Here is a 15,191-nt window from a genome sequence, read left to right as displayed (position 1 = left end):
GCGTGGCAGCGACCCCGGCGCCACCGACCGCGCCGCCGAAACCGACCTGGGACCCCGGCCCGCCCGAGGGTCCCTTCCCTTGGCTGCGGCCCACGATCCGGATAAGGCTCACCCTGCTGTACGGCGGGATGTTCCTGATCGCCGGCATCCTGCTGCTGTCGATCATCTACCTGCTGGCCGCGCAGGCGCTGCGGGAGGGCAACGCCCTGCCGTTCAAGATCGTCAGCATCAGCGGGCAGAAGGTCGTGGTCTCCAGCCCCACCTGTCCCGGCGTGGGCCCGGAGCAGACCGTCGACCAGTTCCACGCCGCCATCCAGGCCTGCATGCTGGAGCAGCGCCGGCACGCCCTGGACGACCTGCTCAGCCGGTCGCTGATGGCGCTGCTGGGGCTGAGCGTCATCGCCTTCGCCTTCGGCTACGCCATGGCCGGACGCGTGCTGTCGCCGCTCGGGAAGATCACGCGGACGGCGCGCCGCGTCGTCGGCTCCGACCTGACCCGGCGCATCGAGCTGGACGGGCCGGACGACGAGCTCAAGGAGCTCGCCGACACCTTCGACGAGATGCTCGACCGCCTGGAGCGGGCCTTCACCGCCCAGCAGCGGTTCGTCGCCAACGCCTCCCACGAGCTGCGCACCCCCTTGGCGATCAACCGGACGCTGCTGGAGGTGCACCTGTCGGACCCCGGGGCTCCGGTGGAGCTCCAGCAGCTCGGCAAGACCCTGCTCGCGACGAACGAGCGGAGCGAGCAGCTGGTCGAGGGGCTGCTGCTGCTCGCCCGCAGCGAGAACCAGATAGTCGAGCGCAAGCCGGTCGACCTGGCGGAGGTCGCCTCGCGCGCCATCGACCAGGCGCGGGCGGAGGCCGCGGCCAAGGGGGTGGAGATCCGGGGCGAGCGCGCCTCGGCCGTCGTCCAGGGCAACGGCGTGCTGCTGGAGCGGATCGCGCTGAACCTGGTGCAGAACGCCGTGCGCTACAACGTGCCGGAGGGGGGCTGGGTGGAGGTCACCACGGAGGCCGTGCCCGGCCACGCGGTGCTCGTCGTGTCGAACACCGGGCCGGTGGTCCCGGCGTACGAGGTGGACAACCTCTTCGAGCCCTTCAGGCGGCTGCGTACCGAGCGAACGGGCAGCGACAAGGGTGTCGGCCTGGGCCTGTCGATCGCACGCTCCGTGGCGCGCGCACACGGCGGCCGGATCACGGCGGTGCCGAGGGACGGCGGAGGCCTCGTGATGCGTGTCACGCTGCCGCTGTGAGCACGCCGTGAGCACCGCATCTTTGTTCGCCACGGGCTGAATAGCTGTGGTGTGAACAAGTTGAACTCTGTGTGATCGATCACATTGTCGAGTGTGGGGCCATGTGCGTTCAGTGACCCGTGGATGCCGTGGAACGGCCGGAAAGTCCGGGAAGTCCGGGTTTCCGGCCCCCCGGACGGCGGAAAATACACCGGGTGGTGCTTGTGCAAGACGGACCCAGGACCGTGTACGGTCCCGGTCGTCATCCCAGCCGGTCGCCGCTTCTGGCGCGCGGCTTGGGTGTCGATTGAGTAACAGACCTTGATGTGAGGCAAAATCTCCGCCTCAGGTCGGGCACAAGTCCGGCCTCTCGCGCGTTACGTGCGCTGAGACACCGCTAAATCCCAGAGGGGGAGAGCGAAACATGGCAACGGACTACGACACCCCACGCAAGACCGACGACGACGTCGACAACGACAGCATCGAAGAGCTGAAGGCCCGGCGGAACGAGAAGTCGTCCTCCAGCGTCGACATCGACGACTTCGACGCCGTCGAGGGCATGGAGCTGCCCGGCGCGGACCTCTCCAACGAGGAGCTGGCCGTCCGGGTCCTGCCCAAGCAGGCCGACGAGTTCACCTGCATGAGCTGCTTCCTGGTGCACCACCGCAGCCAGCTCGCGCGCGAGAAGAACGGTCAGCCGATCTGCCGCGACTGCGACTGAGAGGCGTCGGCCGTGACCGGCTCGACACCGTTTCGGAAGTTCCGCTTCCGAAAGTCCGGTGAACCGGCGGAGACGCAGGCGGGAGCCACGGGCCCGGCGACGGGCCCAGCAGCTCCCGGTGCACCCGCCGTCCTCCCGACCGCCGTCCCCGGGCCGCCGGCGGACGCAGGGGCCGGCGCAGGGGCCCCTGAGCGGGCCGCAGCCCGACGGCTGCAAGCCGTCAGGAACGGTGTGCGAAAGGGCGGCGAAAGCGCCAGGGCCGCCGCCCTGTACATCACCGACCGCCTCGTCGAGGTGGCCCCGCGCATCCCCGTGCGGGACCTGGCCGCCCTCCGCGCCCAGTTCCCCGGCCTCGGCCCCGACCAGATCGCCGACAGGCTGATCTCCGGAGCCGCCAAGGGCACCTCCACCGTGGGAGCCGGCATCGGCGCCGCCGCCATGCTCCCCACCCCGCCCGCGATGCCCGCGGAACTCGCCGCCGAGATCCTCGGCGTCGCGGCGATCGAGCTGAAGCTCATCGCCGAGCTGCACGAGGTGTACGGCCTGCGGCCGCCCGGCAGCGCCAAGGACCGCAGCACCGCCTACCTCACCTCCTGGACCGAGGAGCGCGGCGTCGACTGGAAGAAGCCGGCGACCGTCAACACCGCCCTCGGCGGGCAGATGCGGCGCGAACTGCGCCAGCAGATCATGAAGCGGATGCTCCGCAACCTGCCCAACCTGATCCCCTTCATGGTGGGCGCGGCCGTCGGCGCGCTCATGAACCGCCGCGACACCCGCAGACTCGCCGAGAAGGTCCGCGGCGACCTCCGGAGCCGGGCCGTGCCCTGGGACGCCCTGCCCGGGCTCCCGCGCCTGGACAAGCCCGCAGAGCCCCTCCCCGGCGGCCTGGCCGATGTCCTCGGCGAACCCCGCACCGAGGGCGGGCCCGGCGCGGACGCGCAGGACCCGCGGACCTGACGGGCACCGCCGCGGAACGCCCGCGGATCCCGGGGCGGACGGGATACGGCCGGAGCGCGCCGCAGCCGGCCGCCCACCCGTCAGCCGCGTGAACAGTGCTGCGGGTCGATAGGCCTAGCCCGCGGTCCGCGCCGACCGGATCGCCGCCGCGAGGGCCTCGGGCGCCCGCGTGGAGACGTACACGTACGGGGTCGGGTCGGCGGGGTCCACCACCGGGATCCGCAGCGCCGTCGGCACGTAGCTGCGCATCAGCATGAACGCGCGCGAGTCCGCCTTGTACGTGCGCCAGGCGCGCGCCTCCTCCGCGTCCAGGACCTCCGGCTCCCCGAGCGCCGCCACCGGGATCCGCGCGTCGCCCGCCGCCAGCGCCCCTCCCACCACGCGCACGCGCGCGGACCCGTACGCACTGACCAGGATCCCCGCCAGCGCCGAGCCGCCGACCAGCCCGGCGAGCAGCGGCAGCAGGCCGAGCGGCAGCAGCATCAGCGCGCACGCCAGACCGATCAGGGCGGCGATGCCCCACCAGGAGCGGGGGGCGGTCAGGCGTTCGTCGTGGTGCGCGGGGGAGAGCTGCATGCCCCCAAGCCTGCCACGGGGCGACCGGCGGGTAGCGGCGCGGGTAAGGTCTGCGCCTGTGAGTGGACGAAACACAGCGCTGACGCCCCCGGACGACGCCGCCGCGCCGGTCCGGCACCCCGACGCGCCGGCGCCCGGCGAGCCGCTCGGCGCGCACTACGAGCACTGCTTCGGGTGCGGCGGCGGACAGCCGCACGGCCTCCACCTGGAGGCGCGGGCGGGCCACGGCGTGAGCGTCACCGCCGAGTTCACCGTGCGGCCCGCCCACCAGGGCGCGCCCGGCCTCGCGCACGGCGGCGTCCTCGCCACCGCGCTCGACGAGACCCTCGGCTCCCTGAACTGGCTGCTCCGCGTCATCGCCGTGACCGGGCGGCTGGAGACCGACTTCGTGCGGCCCGTGCCCGTCGGCACCGTCCTGCACCTGGAGGCCGAGGTGACGGCCGTGGCCGGCCGCAAGATCTACTGCACGGCCGTCGGCCGCACGGGCGGGCCCGACGGCCCCGTCGCCGTACGCGCGGACGCGCTGTTCATAGAGGTGAAGGTCGACCACTTCATCGACAACGGTCGGCCCGAGGAGATCCGGGCGGCGATGGCCGACCCGGACCAGGTCAGGCGCGCACGCGCCTTCGAGGTGAACCCCTGATGGCTCTGCACAACCCCAACCACCCCGTCGACGTGCTGATCAGGCGCGTCGACCCCGAGGTGCCGATCCCCGCGTACGGGCACCCCGGCGACGCCGGCTGCGACCTGGTGACCACCCGGGCCGCCGAGCTCGCGCCCGGCGAGCGCACCGTCCTGCCGACGGGCGTCTCGATCGCCCTGCCCGACGGGTACGCGGCCTTCGTGCACCCCCGCTCGGGCCTCGCCGCCCGGTGCGGCCTCGCGCTCGTGAATGCCCCGGGGACGGTCGATGCCGGGTACCGTGGGGAGATCAAGGTGATCGTGGTCAATCTCGACCCGCGCGAGAGCGTCCGGTTCGAGCGCTTCGACCGCATTGCCCAGCTGGTTGTCCAGCGGGTCGAGAAGGTGCGCTTCCACGAGGTGGCGGAACTTCCCGGCTCGGCCCGGGCCGAGGGGGGTTTCGGCTCCACCGGCGGTCATGCGGCCGTGGCCGGATCCGGCGCTGGTCAGCAGGGTGGGAATGGCTACGCTTCGGTCGTATCCGACCGGGAAGGACAGTGACGTGTTCGGACGTCGCAAGAAGAACGACTCCGCCAGGGACGGCGGCGCGGCCGAGCAGGTCGTGGACGGCGTGGCTGCCGACGAGCAGGAGGGCGGCGAGGAGCTGGAGACCGCCCCCCGCCGGGTGAACCTGCCGCCGGCCCCGCGGCCCGACGGGCCGTGGGACGTCACCGAGGTGCCCGGGTCGCCGGCCGAGGGCCGGGTCGACCTCGGCGGCATCCTCGTACCGGGTGTCGAGGGCATGGAGCTGCGCGTCGAGGTCGCCGGCGACGCGATCGTCGCCGCGACGGTCGTCCTCGGCGACAGCGCCGTACAGCTCCAGGCGTTCGCCGCACCCAAGAAGGAAGGCATCTGGGGCGAGGTCCGCGAGGAGATCGCCGCGGGCATCATCCAGCAGGGCGGCCTCATCGACGAGGTCGAGGGCCCGCTCGGCTGGGAGCTGCGCGCCCAGGTGCCCGTACCCATGCCCGACGGGCAGACCGGCGCCCAGCTGGTCCGCTTCGTCGGCGTCGACGGCCCGCGCTGGTTCCTGCGCGGCGTCATCTCCGGCCAGGCGGCGGTGCGCCCCGAGTCCGCGGGCCTGCTGGAGCAGATCTTCCGGGACACCGTCATCATCCGCGGCGACGGCCCGATGGCCCCGCGCGACCCGATCGTGCTGAAGCTGCCGAACGACGCCCAGATGGTGCCGGACGGCGTGCAGACCGAGGCGCAGGAGGGCTCCCGCTTCTCCGGCGGCATGGGCCAGCTGGAGCGCGGCCCGGAGATCACCGAGGTCCGCTGACACCGGCCCGCGGCCGCGCGGGCACCCGCACGGACCGCGCACACCGCGGGCACTGCCGGTACGGAAGGCCCCGGGCCGCACCCCTCCGAGGGCGCGGCCCGGGGCCTTACGCACGCCCGGCACCTGCCTGCCGGGCCCGGCAGGGGCCGCCGCTGCTGAAGGCCGCAGGACTTCGAACGGGACGCGGCGCGCCGGTACGCTTCGAGGTATGAGTGCTGAACCGCGTCCCGAGAAGTCCGCCAAGCCGGTCAGGCCGGCGGGCCGGTTCCGCCGGATGATAGAGCGGCTCTCCACCTCCCAGGAGGACCTGCATTCGGCGGAGCTGCAGGAGGACGCAGAGGCCGCGGGGTGCACGCGGATCTGCGACTGCCACGACCGGGAGATAGTCAAGGTCACCGGAACCCTGCGCACCGTCACGCTCCGGCCGAGGGCCGGCGTCCCGGCGCTGGAGGCGGAGCTGTTCGACGGCTCCGCCGCGCTGGACGTGGTCTGGCTCGGCCGTCGCTCGATCGTGGGAATCGAGCCGGGCCGCCGCATGATCGCCTCGGGGCGGATCTCCATGAGCCACGGCCGCAGGGTCCTCTTCAACCCGAAGTACGAACTCCGACCGCTCGGACAGGAGCACTGACCGGTGACGCCACTCGACGAAACCCCGCCCGCGCAGGATCCGCAGTCCGCTGCGGGCGGTCCCGCCGCCCCCGCGGCGACCGGCCGCCGGCACGCCCGGCCCGCCCGGAGCGAGCAGCACGAGGTGACGCAGGCCGCGCTCTTCGACGCCTTCGGGGGCATCCGGGGCACCGTGGAGACGATGCTCCCCGGCCTGCTCTTCGTGATGATCTACACCGTCAACCGGGACGTCCGGCTGTCCGCGATCGCCGCCGGCGCGGTGGCCGTGGTACTGGTGGTCGTCCGGCTGCTGCGCAGGGATACCGTCAAGCACGCCTTCAGCGGGGTCTTCGGCGTCGGCGTCGGCGTCGCGTTCGCGCTGTTCACCGGCAGCGCCAAGGGCTTCTACCTGCCCGGCATGATCTACGGCGCGGGCCTCGGCCTGGCCTTCACCCTCTCCGCGCTGGTCGGGTTCCCGCTGCTGGGCGTGGTCCTCGGCCCGGTCTTCCGGGAGAACATGTCCTGGCGGACCCGCAACCCCGGCCGCAAGAAGGCCTACACCAAGGCCAGCCTGGCCTGGGGCATCATCTTCCTCGCCAAGTACGCGATCCTCTTCCCGCTGTACTTCTGGGGCGACGCGGCCCAGCTCGGCTGGGTGCTGATCGCGCTCAAGCTGCCGCCGATGCTGCTGGCCGTCTACTTCACGTGGGTGTTCCTCGCCAAGGCGCCGCCGCCGATCGACGTCATCGCCGAGTACGAGGCGGAGGAGGCCGAGCGGAAGGCCGCCAAGGCGAAGGCCGATACGGGGCGGCCCGGCACGCCGCAGGACTGAGGCCCGCGCCTCCCACCGGGCCGCGGCCGGGGGGAGCGTACGTACGAGAACGGAGAAGGGGCGGGGCAGCCGGGAGCCGGCCGCCCCGCCCCTCCGCGTCCCCGGCGTCAGGAGCGCGGGGCCTGCAGCAGGTCCTCCAGCTGCTCCTCGCGCGCCGGCGCGGCGACGAACAGCAGCTCGTCGCCCGCCTCCAGCGTCTCCTCGGCGTGCGGGGTGAGCACCCGGTTGCCGCGGATGATCGTCACGAGCGAGGTGTCCTCGGGCCAGGCGATCTCGCCGAACTGCCTCCCTGCCACCGCGGACTCGGCGGGCAGCGTCAGCTCGACCAGGTTCGCGTCGCCGTGGCTGAAGCGCAGCAGCCGCACCAGGTCGCCGACGCTGACGGCCTCCTCGACCAGCGCGGACATCAGGCGCGGCGTGGACACCGCGACGTCGACGCCCCAGGCCTCGTTGAAGAGCCACTCGTTCTTCGGGTTGTTCACGCGCGCCACCACGCGCGGGACCCCGTACTCGGTCTTGGCCAGCAGCGAGACGACCAGGTTCACCTTGTCGTCGCCCGTCGCGGCGATGACCACGTTGCAGCGCTGCAGCGCCGCCTCGTCCAGCGAGGTGATCTCGCAGGCGTCGGCCAGCAGCCACTCGGCCTGCGGGACCCGCTCCACCGAAATCGCGGTCGGCGCCTTGTCGACCAGGAGCACCTCGTGCCCGTTCTCCAGCAGCTCGCCCGCGATGGAACGGCCCACCGCGCCGGCTCCGGCGATCGCGACCCTCATGCGTGTGCCTCCTCGGGGCCCTCGGCGAACGCCGCCTCGACCTTGTCGATCTCGTCCGTGCGCATCATCACGTGGACGAGGTCGCCCTCCTGGAGCACCGTCTGCGAGGTCGGCAGGACCGCCTCGCCCAGGCGCGTGAGGAACGCGACGCGCACGCCCGTCTCGTCCTGGAGCCGGCTGATCTTCTGCCCGATCCAGACGGGGGAGGTGTGCACCTCGGCGAGCTGCACCGCGCCGCTCGGGTCGCGCCACAGCGGCTCGGCGCCCGACGGCAGCAGCCGGCGCAGCATCTGGTCGGCGGTCCACCGCACGGTCGCCACGGTCGGGATGCCCAGGCGCTGGTACACCTCGGCGCGCTTGGGGTCGTAGATGCGGGCCGCGACGTTCTCGACGCCGAACATCTCGCGCGCCACCCGGGCGGCGATGATGTTGGAATTGTCACCACTGCTGACCGCCGCGAACGCCCCCGCGTCCTCGATCCCGGCCTCGCGCAGCGTGTCCTGGTCGAAGCCGACGCCGGTGACGCGGCGACCGCCGAACCCGGCTCCCAGCCGGCGGAATGCGGTGGGGTCCTGGTCGATGACCGCGACCGTATGCCCCTGCTGCTCCAAGGTCTGCGCGAGGGCGGAGCCCACCCTTCCGCAGCCCATAATGACGATGTGCACGGCCGTCCTTCCGGCTGTTCAGCGCTCGCTGGTTCCCAGCCTCATATGCATCTCTGGCTTAACAGGGTCTCAGACCACCGCCCAAGCTACACACGGATGGTCGCCTCCGCGGCCTGTCGGAGGGCTGCGGGGGCGCATTGCCGCGCAATGCGGGGCGGGGGGTTCGTCAGGCCGATTTCGAACGCTTACGATCCTGTGCGTGTCCAAACTGACCGACGTGCCCAAACGGATCCTGATCGGCCGGGCGCTGCGCAGCGACCGCCTCGGGGAAACACTGCTCCCGAAGCGGATCGCCCTACCCGTCTTCGCCTCCGACCCCCTCTCCTCCGTGGCGTACGCCCCCGGAGAGGTGCTGCTGGTCCTGTCCATCGCGGGTGTGTCGGCCTACCAGTACAGCCCGTGGATCGCCGCCGCGGTCGTCGTGCTCATGTTCACCGTGGTGGCCTCCTACCGGCAGAACGTGCACGCCTACCCCAGCGGCGGCGGCGACTACGAGGTCGCCAACACCAACCTGGGCCCGAAGGCCGGACTCACCGTCGCGAGCGCCCTGCTCGTCGACTACGTACTCACCGTGGCCGTCTCGATCTCCTCCGGAGTCGAAAACCTCGGCTCCGCATGGCATTTCGTGGTCGAACACAAAGTGTTCAGCGCGATGGTCATGATTCTGCTGCTGACGGTGATGAACCTGCGCGGCGTCAAGGAGTCGGGCAAGCTCTTCGCGATTCCCACGTACGTTTTCGTCGCCGGCGTCTTCCTTATGATCACTTGGGGCCTCTGGCGGGGAATCGTCCTTGGCGACACCATGCAGGCCCCCACCGCCGACCTGGAGATCCGGCCCGAGCACCAGGGCATCGCCGGGTTCGCCCTGGTCTTCCTGCTGCTGCGGGCCTTCTCCTCCGGCTGCGCCGCCCTCACCGGCGTCGAGGCGATCAGCAACGGTGTCCCCGCCTTCCGCAAGCCGAAGAGCCGGAACGCCGCCAGCACGCTGCTGCTGATGGGCGCCCTGGCCGTCACCATGTTCTGCGGGATCATCGGCCTCGCCCTGGCCACGGACGTGCGGATGGCCGAGCAGCCCGCCCAGGACCTGCTCCGCGGCGGCGTCCCGGTCGGCGAGGGCTACGTCCAGGACCCGGTCATCTCCCAGGTCGCCGAGGCCGTCTTCGGCCACGGCAGCATCCTCTTCATGCTCCTGGCCGCGGCCACGGCCCTCGTGCTGTTCCTCGCCGCCAACACCGCCTACAACGGCTTCCCGCTGCTCGGCTCGATCCTGGCCCAGGACCGCTACCTGCCGCGCCAGCTCCACACCCGCGGCGACCGCCTCGCCTTCTCCAACGGCATCGTGCTGCTCGCCGGCGCGGCCATGCTGCTGGTGTGGATGTACGACGCCGACTCCACCAAGCTGATCCAGCTGTACATCGTCGGCGTGTTCGTCTCCTTCACCCTCAGCCAGATCGGCATGGTCCGGCACTGGAACCGCCACCTGGCGTCCGAGCGCGACCCCGCCGCCCGCCGCCGGATGTTCCGCTCCCGGGCCATCAACGCCTTCGGCGCCACCTTCACCGGGCTCGTGCTCGTCGTCGTCCTCGCGACGAAGTTCACCCACGGCGCCTGGGTCGCCCTGCTCGGCATGGTGATCTTCTACGGCACGATGACCGCGATCCGGAAGCACTACGACCGGGTCTCCCAGGAGATCGCCGCCGCCGAGGGCCCCAGCGACGACAGCGTGCGCCCGTCCCGGGTCCACTCCATCGTCCTCGTCTCCAAGGTCCACAAGCCGACCCTGCGCGCCCTCGCCTTCGCCAAGCTGACCCGCTCCGACACCCTCGAAGCCCTCAGCATCAGCGTCGACCCGGCCGAGACCAAGGCCCTGCGGGACGAGTGGGAGCGGCGCGGCATCAACGTCCCGCTGAAGATCCTCGACTCCCCTTACCGCGAGATCACCCGCCCCGTCATCGAGTACGTCAAGAGCCTGCGCACCGAGAACCCGCGCGACGCGGTCAGCGTGTACATCCCCGAGTACGTCGTCGGCCGCTGGTACGAGCACCTGCTGCACAACCAGAGCGCGCTGCGGCTGAAGGGCCGGCTGCTGTTCACGCCGGGCGTCATGGTCACCTCGGTCCCCTACCAGCTCGAGTCGTCCGAGCTGGCGAAGCGGCGGGCGCGCAAGCGGGCCGAGTGGAACGCCCCGGGCTCCGTGCGCCGCGGCCTCGTGGACACGCCGCGCAAGGCGGACGACCGCACGGAGAAGTAGAGGGGCGGCGGGAAGGCGGTGGCGTACGGCCGGACAGGATCCACGTAGACTGGTGGGTCGGCCGTCCGGCCGTACGCGCGACCGGGCACGCAGCCCTTCCCGCCCCCTTCCACGACCTTGGAGCACCCCCGGCCATGACCGAGCAGAACGAGAAGCAGTCACTGGTCGGGGAGGAGTACGAGGTCGAGGTCGGCCCCGTCGCGCACGGCGGCCACTGCATCGCCCGGACCGGCGACGGCCGCGTCCTCTTCGTCCGCCACACCCTGCCCGGCGAGAAGGTGATCGCCAAGGTCACCGAGGGCGACACCGGCTCCCGCTTCCTGCGCGCCGACGCGGTCACCGTCCTGACGGCCTCCAAGGACCGCGTCGAGGCCCCCTGCCCGTACGCCGGCCCCGGCCGGTGCGGCGGCTGCGACTGGCAGCACGCCAAGCCGGGCGCGCAGCGCCGCCTCAAGGGCGAGGTCGTCGCCGAGCAGCTGCGCCGGCTGGCCGGTCTCACGCCCGAGGAGGCCGGCTGGGACGGCACCGTCGCCCCCGCCGAGGGCGACAAGGTCCCCGCGGGCCAGGTCCCGCAGTGGCGCACCCGCGTCCAGTACGCCGTCGACGCCGACGGCCGCGCCGGCCTGCGCAAGCACCGCTCGCACGACATCGAGCCCGTCGACCACTGCATGATCGCCGCACCGGGCGTCTCGGAGCTCGGCATCGAGAAGCGCGAGTGGCCGCAGATGGCGACGGTCGAGGCGATCGCCGCGACCGGCTCCAACGACCGCCAGGTCGTCCTCACCCCCCGCCCCGGCGGCCGCCTGCCCCTGGTCGAGCTGGACAAGCCGGTCTCGGTCCTGCGCGTGGAGGAGAAGGACGGCGCGACGCACCGCGTCCACGGCCGCCCCTTCGTCCGCGAGCGCGCCGACGGCCGCACCTACCGCGTCGGCATGGGCGGCTTCTGGCAGGTCCACCCGCAGGCCGCCGACACCCTGATCCGCGCCGTCATGCAGGGCCTGATGCCGCGCAAGGGCGAAATGGCCCTCGACCTGTACTGCGGCGTCGGCATCTTCGCCGGGGCGCTCGCCGAACGCCTGGGCGAGACCGGCGCGGTCCTCGGCATCGAGTCGGGCAAGCGCGCGGTGGAGGACGCCCGGCACAACCTGGCGGACTTCCCCCGCGTCCGCATCGAACAGGGCAAGGTCGAAACGGTCCTCCCGCGCACCGGCATCACCGAGTGCGACCTCGTCGTCCTCGACCCGCCCCGCGCGGGCGCGGGCAAGCAGACGGTCCGCCACGTCGCCTCCCTGTCGGCCCGCCGCATCGCGTACGTGGCCTGCGACCCGGCAGCCCTGGCCCGCGACCTGTCGTACTTCGCGGAAGCCGGCTACAAACCCCGCACCCTCCGCGTCTTCGACCTCTTCCCGATGACCCACCATGTCGAGTGCGTCGCGATCCTTGAGCCTGCCGAAAAGGGCCACTGACCTGGCGTTTCTCCGAGTGTGCATCATGGGCGTTACCGGCGTCAGGTGGGATATCTGACGCACGTGACGCTCGTTTGACGCACGGACGGCGTGATGTCTGATGGGTCGTCATGCGTGATCGGTGACCGCCGGGTGAAGTCGTTCAGCCGGGTGGTCGGAGGCACCCTGAAGTGGCTGGGGCGTTGGCTGCCGAGCTGTTGCCGCCACTGCCCGATCCGCTTCCAGGCAGTGACGTTCCGTGGCACTGGTCGGGGGTGTCCGGTGCGTGTTGTGTCAGGGGTCGTACGGCTCAGTGCCCGAGACGCGGGCGAAGCGTACGGCCGCGGCCCCATCGGCGCTTCCGCTGCACCGGGCGATCAACCGGGGCGGCGGTCGACAGCCGTTCCACATGGCTCGGGCGGCGTCGTGGGCGGGGTGGTCAGCGGTGATCAGCCGCTGTACCGCGGGCCTGGCGAACCGGCCGTGGGGTGACCTCTCGCTCAGGCGGTGGCCGCACGGGCGGTGCCGGTCGTGCGGGTTTCGCGCAGCCGTCTGCGGAACGTGACGATCAGCAGGACGGTGAGGAGCACGATCGGCAGCGCCTCCACCGGTCCGAGCGCGGGGGCTGCCACCCCGGCCGCGTTGACGAGGACGAACGCTCCCGCCACAGCGCCCATGGCGCGGTACATCCGGGTGTGCGGGGGCAGTGCCAGACCGAGGAAGCCGACGGCTGTCATTGCCGCGGCGGACTTCAGGGCCGCGATCACGTAGAGCGCCGTCATGGGCGGGTCGGCGACCGGCGCGCCGAGGGCGGCCTGGGCCGCGTAGTGGGCGAGCAGTGCGTTCTCGGTGGCGTCGAGGGCTGCGGCGGTGAGGATCGCGCCGAGGCTGATCGTTCCCAGAAGGCGCGAGCGGGTGAGCCGGACGGCGCCGGTGAACATGGCGACGTAGGCGATGACGAAGAGGGAGTCGAACGCCATCCACAGCAGCACGGCGCTGGGTTCGGCCGTGATCGGCCGGATGAAGTCGGCCGTCGGCAGCGGCAGGTCGGTGGGCTGGAGGTGGACGCCCGGGTGCGTGAGGGTCAACGTCTGGAAGGCGATGGCGCAGCCGAGCGTGATCGAGGCGCCTATCAGTCCGGCGCGGTCGTGGGAACGGTCGTACGAGTCGGCGTCGGTCGTGGTCATCGGTGTTGTGGTCCTTCGGTCGGGGAGCCGGTGGTACGTGCGTGGCCGGTGGATACCGAGTGGGGCTCGTCGAGGAGTGTGGTGATGTCGTCGCCGTGCGTCTCGATCCGGGTGACGGCGAGAAGCAGTCGGTCCCGCAGGGCGGTCATCTCCTCGATCTGCGCCTCGGCCTCTGCGATGCGTCGGCGCAGCACACGTTCGGCGGTGCCGACGGGGCAGTCGTCATCCTGGTCGCAGGCGTCGAGGAGCTCCTTGATCTCCTCGAGGCGGAGCCCCAGTCGCCGGCCCACCCGGATGAAGGTGAGCCGTTCGAGGGTGTCGGCGGGGTAGCGGCGATGGTCGCCTCCGGTCCGATCGGGCGGGGGCAGCAGCCCTCTGCGTTCGTAGTAGCGGAGGGTGTCGACCGAGAGGCCGGCGGATCGGGCCAGGTTTCCACTGGTCAGTGGTGGAGATTCGACGTGCACGGTTGGGGACATGCGGCGAGGCTAGAACCTGGAGTCGGCTCCGGGTTCAAGGGCCCGTCATGTGAACCACGTCTCACCACCTCCTGCGGATATCCATGGCGGTCACCCGCGCGGCCCTCTTCACGAGGCATGCGGGCCCGCGCGTGCCGCTGTGGGCGGGCGCCGAGGCTCAGAGAGCGGGAGCTTCGCGGCGTACGAGTGCAGCGGCGCAGAGTGTGGCGAGGGCCAGGCCGCCCCACAGCAGGCCGGGGCCGACGGTGAGAGCGGCGGTCAGGGCGGCGGGGGCCACGGCCCGGCTGATGCCGGTCGACAGGTCCCAGCGGGCGAGCGTCCGCCCCAGTCGGTCCGGCGGTGCGGCGGCGACGACGAGGGCGGTGCCGGATCCGGAGTAGAGGATCTCGCCGAGGGTGAACACGACGGAGACGCCCGCCACCACGACGGCGCCCGCTCCTCCGCCCATCGCCGACGCGATCCAGAACCCGAGGTAGGAGCCGGTCAGGACCACTCCCGCCAGGACCAGGCCCGATCGGCGCGACCGGTGTCCGAGCCACCTCACCACGGCCACCTGAGTGGTGATCACCAGCAGGGTGTTGCCGACGAAGATGAAGGACGACCAGGCGGGGCCGACGTCGAGGTGCGTCACCAGCAGGGCCGGCAGCGCCACTTCCAGGACGTCGAAGCAGAAGGCGTACGGCAGGTTGGCGACGCCGAGGGTGCGCAGCGCGCGTACCGGTACCGTTCGGCCGTCGTGGCCGCCGCTGGTGCTGCCCGGGCCGGACGGAGCGTCCGGGCGCGGCTTGTCCCGCATGGCGCCGTTTGTCGTGAGCCGCATCGACCAGACGAGGAGGGCCGCGACCAGGCACGCTGCAGCGGTGGCCGCGGCGAGCACCCGAAGTCCCGTGTTTCCGCCGGACACCGCCAGTGTGGCGAAGAGGGCGCCTGCGCCGAGCCCTGCGTTGCGGAGCGATCGCGCTGCCGCCAGGGCTGTGTCCCTGCTCCGCCCGGTGGTCAGTGCTGTCACGACGGCCGCGTGGGCGGTCGGCCAGCTCTGCACGCCGAGGCCGAGGAGCACGGCTCCCGTCGCGAAGCCGACCGGGCCGTCGGCCTGGAGCAGGACGCCGATGCCCGCCGCGCGCACGGCGAGGGTCGCCGCGACCGCCAGGCTCCGCGCTCCGCGGTCTACCCACCGTCCCGTCAGCGGGACGGCGACCAGGCCGGCCAGCATGCCCAGGGACAGCGCCAGCCCGGCGCTGGTGGGCGGCAGGCCGATCACGCCGATCCCGTAGAGGAGCAGGAAGGGCCGGAGCAGTCCCGCGCCCACGGCGTCGACGGCCAGGGCGAGGGCGTAGCGACCGCCCCCGGGTACTTTCATCAGCTGGGCGGCGCTGCTGCCCGTGTCGCCTGGCGGGAGGGCTGCCCGGCGCTGTCGTGTGTCGTTCTCCGGCTGTGGCATGCCGCTCACCTTCGGCACGGTCCGACGGCCGGGCACGTGGATTGACGACGTAGGTCAATCCGCGTG

The 15,191-nt window shown here is 72.1% G+C and carries 16 protein-coding genes; 10 read left to right on the top strand and 6 right to left on the bottom strand.

Annotation, left to right across the window (positions count from 1 at the left end; all coding sequences use genetic code 11):
* The first annotated feature begins 2 nt into the window (after positions 1-2).
* From ACZ462_RS09465 to ACZ462_RS09455, 3 genes are all read left to right on the top strand, one after another.
* Positions 3-1,253 carry a sensor histidine kinase gene (locus ACZ462_RS09465; protein WP_467804522.1) on the top strand — a complete coding sequence of 417 codons (1,251 nt, stop codon included), beginning with the start codon at positions 3-5 and terminating at the stop codon, positions 1,251-1,253.
* 403 nt (positions 1,254-1,656) lie between these two features.
* Positions 1,657-1,953 (top strand): DUF4193 domain-containing protein, encoded by a 297-nt coding sequence (locus ACZ462_RS09460; RefSeq protein WP_114054577.1) that lies wholly within the window; start codon positions 1,657-1,659, stop codon positions 1,951-1,953.
* Positions 1,954-1,965: 12 nt separating this feature from the next.
* A complete protein-coding gene (locus tag ACZ462_RS09455; RefSeq protein WP_467804521.1) occupies positions 1,966-2,910 on the top strand; it encodes a hypothetical protein in 945 nt (314 codons plus the stop codon).
* Between the two features lie 114 nt (positions 2,911-3,024).
* On the opposite strand, the gene ACZ462_RS09450 is transcribed toward ACZ462_RS09455, so the two are convergent.
* Entirely contained in the window at positions 3,025-3,486 is a 462-nt protein-coding gene (locus ACZ462_RS09450; protein ID WP_467804520.1) for a DUF3093 domain-containing protein, read from the bottom strand.
* Between the two features lie 58 nt (positions 3,487-3,544).
* Between ACZ462_RS09450 and ACZ462_RS09445 the strand changes: the two genes are divergently transcribed.
* The 5 genes from ACZ462_RS09445 to ACZ462_RS09425 all read left to right on the top strand — a co-directional run bounded on the left by ACZ462_RS09445 (position 3,545) and on the right by ACZ462_RS09425 (position 6,887).
* Positions 3,545-4,129, top strand: coding sequence for a PaaI family thioesterase (locus tag ACZ462_RS09445; protein WP_467804519.1), 585 nt, complete (start codon positions 3,545-3,547; stop codon positions 4,127-4,129).
* On the top strand, positions 4,129-4,668 hold the full coding sequence (dut, locus tag ACZ462_RS09440) for a dUTP diphosphatase (protein ID WP_467804518.1): 540 nt from the start codon (positions 4,129-4,131) through the stop codon (positions 4,666-4,668). The genes ACZ462_RS09445 and dut overlap by 1 nt, the downstream gene beginning before the upstream one ends.
* 1 nt (position 4,669) lies before the next feature.
* Positions 4,670-5,449: a DUF3710 domain-containing protein gene (locus tag ACZ462_RS09435; protein WP_467804516.1), complete on the top strand. Its 780-nt coding sequence runs from the start codon at positions 4,670-4,672 to the stop codon at positions 5,447-5,449.
* A 208-nt stretch (positions 5,450-5,657) separates the two neighbouring features.
* On the top strand, positions 5,658-6,077 hold the full coding sequence (locus tag ACZ462_RS09430) for an OB-fold nucleic acid binding domain-containing protein (protein ID WP_114054583.1): 420 nt from the start codon (positions 5,658-5,660) through the stop codon (positions 6,075-6,077).
* Between the two features lie 3 nt (positions 6,078-6,080).
* On the top strand, positions 6,081-6,887 hold the full coding sequence (locus tag ACZ462_RS09425; RefSeq protein WP_467804515.1) for a DUF3159 domain-containing protein: 807 nt from the start codon (positions 6,081-6,083) through the stop codon (positions 6,885-6,887).
* A 107-nt stretch (positions 6,888-6,994) separates the two neighbouring features.
* On the opposite strand, the gene ACZ462_RS09420 is transcribed toward ACZ462_RS09425, so the two are convergent.
* Positions 6,995-7,660 carry a potassium channel family protein gene (locus ACZ462_RS09420; protein WP_467804514.1) on the bottom strand — a complete coding sequence of 222 codons (666 nt, stop codon included), beginning with the start codon at positions 7,658-7,660 and terminating at the stop codon, positions 6,995-6,997.
* Positions 7,657-8,325 carry a potassium channel family protein gene (locus ACZ462_RS09415; RefSeq protein ID WP_189811177.1) on the bottom strand — a complete coding sequence of 223 codons (669 nt, stop codon included), beginning with the start codon at positions 8,323-8,325 and terminating at the stop codon, positions 7,657-7,659. Before ACZ462_RS09415 ends, ACZ462_RS09420 begins: the two co-directional genes overlap by 4 nt.
* A gap of 199 nt (positions 8,326-8,524) precedes the next feature.
* Between ACZ462_RS09415 and ACZ462_RS09410 the strand changes: the two genes are divergently transcribed.
* Positions 8,525-10,576, top strand: a complete 2,052-nt coding sequence (locus tag ACZ462_RS09410; protein ID WP_467804513.1) for an APC family permease — start codon at positions 8,525-8,527, stop codon at positions 10,574-10,576.
* A gap of 134 nt (positions 10,577-10,710) precedes the next feature.
* Positions 10,711-12,042 (top strand): class I SAM-dependent RNA methyltransferase, encoded by a 1,332-nt coding sequence (locus ACZ462_RS09405; RefSeq protein WP_467804512.1) that lies wholly within the window; start codon positions 10,711-10,713, stop codon positions 12,040-12,042.
* Between the two features lie 479 nt (positions 12,043-12,521).
* On the opposite strand, the gene ACZ462_RS09400 is transcribed toward ACZ462_RS09405, so the two are convergent.
* The 3 genes from ACZ462_RS09400 to ACZ462_RS09390 form a co-directional block, all read right to left on the bottom strand.
* Positions 12,522-13,208: a hypothetical protein gene (locus ACZ462_RS09400; protein WP_467804510.1), complete on the bottom strand. Its 687-nt coding sequence runs from the start codon at positions 13,206-13,208 to the stop codon at positions 12,522-12,524.
* Positions 13,205-13,684 (bottom strand): MerR family transcriptional regulator, encoded by a 480-nt coding sequence (locus ACZ462_RS09395; protein WP_467804509.1) that lies wholly within the window; start codon positions 13,682-13,684, stop codon positions 13,205-13,207. Before ACZ462_RS09395 ends, ACZ462_RS09400 begins: the two co-directional genes overlap by 4 nt.
* Before the next feature lie 157 nt (positions 13,685-13,841).
* On the bottom strand, positions 13,842-15,125 hold the full coding sequence (locus ACZ462_RS09390; protein ID WP_467804508.1) for an MFS transporter: 1,284 nt from the start codon (positions 15,123-15,125) through the stop codon (positions 13,842-13,844).
* Between the last annotated feature and the right edge of the window lie 66 nt (positions 15,126-15,191).

It is taken from the genome of Streptomyces sp. NPDC031121 (assembly GCF_055570615.1).
This window is presented reverse-complemented; position numbering and strand designations above follow the sequence as displayed.